This window comes from Pseudomonas sp. K2I15, assembly GCF_002204795.1.
Lineage (GTDB): Bacteria > Pseudomonadota > Gammaproteobacteria > Pseudomonadales > Pseudomonadaceae > Aquipseudomonas.
Map to the genome: position 1 here is coordinate 1 of NZ_NIXO01000127.1, position 3,557 is coordinate 3,557.

At 61.0% G+C, this 3,557-nt stretch carries 2 protein-coding genes; both read left to right on the plus strand.

The window, feature by feature from the left end; translation table 11 throughout:
- The first annotated feature begins 364 nt into the window (after window positions 1-364).
- Window positions 365-1,516, plus strand: a complete 1,152-nt coding sequence (gene macA, locus CEC48_RS30640) for a macrolide transporter subunit MacA (protein ID WP_088427230.1) — start codon at window positions 365-367, stop codon at window positions 1,514-1,516.
- Window positions 1,517-1,519: 3 nt separating this feature from the next.
- A complete protein-coding gene (locus tag CEC48_RS30645; RefSeq protein ID WP_088427231.1) occupies window positions 1,520-3,478 on the plus strand; it encodes a MacB family efflux pump subunit in 1,959 nt (652 codons plus the stop codon).
- Window positions 3,479-3,557: the final 79 nt, after the last annotated feature.

The window sequence follows — 3,557 nt, forward strand, 5'->3', positions numbered from 1 at the left end:
CACTCAAGCCGGCCGGTAGGCCGCTGTGCTGTTGCTTTTGATCTTGATTTTGATCTTAGGCGCCCCGTTAAACCACGCTGGCCGAACGCAGGTAGTACGGAGCGGGTAAACCGGCAGGACGCCGGTTTAGCCGCGACGGGGCAGGGACGCCCCGTCGCGGCGGCCCGCGTAGTAATACCGGAGCTGAGGGCACACCGAGCCTAGGCGAGGTGCCGAGTGGTGGGGCAAGAGCGTTTTGCTTACTTTTGCGCTTTTCAAAAGTGAGCCGCTGTAAGAGCGGAACCCATATCAGCCGTTACCAAAAATACGGATATGTACTCCGGGCCAATAGCCGGACCAACCTCAACGTCTTCTGTGGTCACTTATGGAAAAGTCAAAGCTTCGCAAAACAGGAATGGCCCTGGCGCTGGTAATCGCAGCAGGCCTGACCATCTACACCGTGCAGGCCCCCGCAGACGCGCCGCAATACCTGACCGCCACCGCCGAACGCAGTGACATCGAAAACGCCGTCCTCGCCACCGGCCTGCTGGAAGGCGTCAAGCAGGTAGACGTCGGCGCCCAAGTCTCCGGCCAGCTCAAATCCCTGAAGGTAAAGGTCGGCGACAAGGTCAAGAAGGGCCAGTGGCTGGCCGAAATCGACCCATTGATCCTGCAAAACACCCTGCGCAAAGCCGAGGTCGATGAAGAAAACCTCCAGGCCCAACGCCGTGCCACCGCCGCTCAACTCAAGGAAACCAAATCCGTCTACCAACGCTACCAGGGCCTGCAAGAAGACGAATCCGTTTCCCGCCAAGACTTTGAAACCGCCGAATCCAACTACGAAGTACAGCGCGCCAACCTGATGTCCCTCGACGCCCAGATCAAAAGCGCGCACATCCAGATCGACACCGCCAAGATCAACCTGGCCTACACCCGCATCGTCGCGCCAATCGACGGCGATGTGGTGGGCATCGTCACCCAGGAAGGCCAGACCGTGATCGCCAGCCAACTGGCACCGGTACTGCTCAAACTCGCCGACCTGGACACCATGACCGTCAAGGCCCAGGTCTCCGAGGCCGACGTGATCCACATCAGCCCCGGCCAGCAGGTGTACTTCACCATCCTCGGCGAGGCCGACAAACGCTACTACGCCAAATTGCGCGGCACCGAGCCGGCCCCGCAAAACTTCCTCGAAACCCAGACCGCCGGCACCCCAAAACAAAACACTGCGGTGTTCTATAACGCGCTGTTCGACGTGCCCAACCCCGACCACCGTTTGCGCATCGCCATGACCGCCCAGGTGCGGATCGTGCTCGACACCGCCAAAGCCGCATTGACCGTGCCGGTGGCCGCACTCGGCCCAAGCAATGCCGATGGCAGCTTCCCGGTGCGGGTGCTGGACGCCAAGGGCAAGGCCAACACGCGGCAGGTGCAGACCGGCATCAACAACAACGTCAAGGTGCAGATCCTCGATGGCCTGGCCGAAGGCGACAAGGTGGTGATCGGCGATCCATCGCCCACCGTGGCGGGGGGCTGAGTGATGAGTCAGCCACTGCTGGAACTTAAGGGCATCGTGCGCAGTTTCATGGCCGGTGACCGCGAATTCATTGCCCTCAAGGGCATCGACCTGACCATCCACGCCGGGGAAATGGTCGCGATCACCGGGGCCTCGGGCTCCGGTAAATCGACCCTGATGAACATCCTCGGCGGCCTCGACTACGCCACCGCCGGCAGCTACAAGATCAATGGCATCGAAACCCGTTCCCTAGGTGATGAGCAACTGGCCGAACTGCGCCGCGACTACTTTGGTTTTATCTTCCAGCGTTACCACCTGCTCGCGCATTTGAGTGCGTTGCACAACGTGGAGATGCCGGCGATTTATGCCGGCACGCCGGAAACTGCTCGGCATAGCCGCGCGGGAGAATTGCTGGCGAGATTGGGCTTGTCGGGGCATTTGAGCCATCGGCCGAGCCAGCTTTCCGGTGGCCAGCAACAGCGGGTAAGTATCGCCCGGGCCTTGATGAACGGCGGCGAAGTGATCCTCGCCGACGAACCCACCGGCGCCCTCGATACCCACAGCGGTAAGGAAGTGATGCGCATCCTGGCCGAGCTGCACGCCGCCGGGCACACGGTGATCATCGTCACCCACGACCCGAAAGTCGCGGCCAATGCCCAGCGGATTATTGAGGTGCGCGATGGCGAGATTGTCAGTGACCGCGCCAATGAAAGTGTCGGCCTCGACCTGCCCACCGAAGCGCCCATCGAGCCCAAACGCAGCGGTGCGCGCAAGTTGGTGGCCAGCCTTGGGCTGTTCAAGGAGGCCTTCAACATGGCCTGGGTCGCGCTGATTTCCCATCGTATGCGCACCTTGCTGACCATGCTTGGCATCGTCATCGGCATCACCTCAGTGGTGTCGATCTCGGCCATCGGCGAGGGCGCCAAGCGCTATGTGCTCAAGGACATCCAGGCCATCGGCAGCAACACCATCGATATCTTTCCCGGCAAGAGTTTCGGTGACAGCCGCGCGTCGGCCATCGAGACGCTGTTGCCGTCGGATGTGGAGGCGCTGAACCAGCTGTATTACGTCGACAGCGCCACGCCGGTGGTGGGGCGTAACCTGTTGCTGCGCTACGGCAATATCGACCTGGACGCCCAGGTCAATGGCGTCAGCGATCGCTACTTTCAGGTCAAGGGCTTGAAGCTGGAGGCCGGGATTACCTTCAGCGAAAGCGACGCCCGCCGCCAGGCCCAGGTGGTGGTGATCGACCACAACACGCGCCACCGGTTGTTCGGCCCCGGCGTGGACCCGTTAGGCCAGGTGATCCTGGTAGGCAGCTTGCCGTGCACGGTGATCGGGGTGACGGCCGATAACAAAAATATGTTCGCCGCCAGCAAGGCGTTGAACGTGTGGGTGCCTTATGAAACGGCGGCCGGTCGGCTGTTGGGCCAGCGCCATCTGGACAGCATCACCGTGCGCATCAAGGACGGCCAGCCGAGCAAGGTGGTGGAAGAGAACGTCACCAAACTGATGTTGCAGCGCCACGGCACCAAGGACTTCTTCACCAACAACCTCGACAGCATCATGCAGACGGTGCAGAAAACCAGCCGTTCCCTGGCGTTGCTGCTGTCGTTGATTGCGGTGATTTCGTTGCTGGTGGGGGGCATCGGGGTGATGAATATCATGCTGGTGTCGGTGACCGAGCGCACCCGCGAGATCGGGATTCGCATGGCGGTGGGCGCGCGGCAATCGGACATTCGCCAGCAGTTTCTGGTGGAAGCGGTGATGGTCTGCCTGATTGGCGGGATGATCGGCATCTCGCTGTCATTTGCCATCGGCTATCTGTTTTCGTTGTTTGTGAAAGAGTGGGAAATGGTGTTTTCCCTGGGCTCGGTGGTGACGGCGTTTGCGTGTTCGACGTTGATCGGGATCGTGTTCGGGTTTGTGCCGGCGCGGAATGCGGCGCGGCTGGATCCGATTGAAGCGTTGGCCCGGGATTAGGGCTGGATAGAGGAATAAAATGTGGGAGCGGGCTTGCTCGCGAATGCGGTGGGTCAGTGAGGGATGTATCAACTGACAC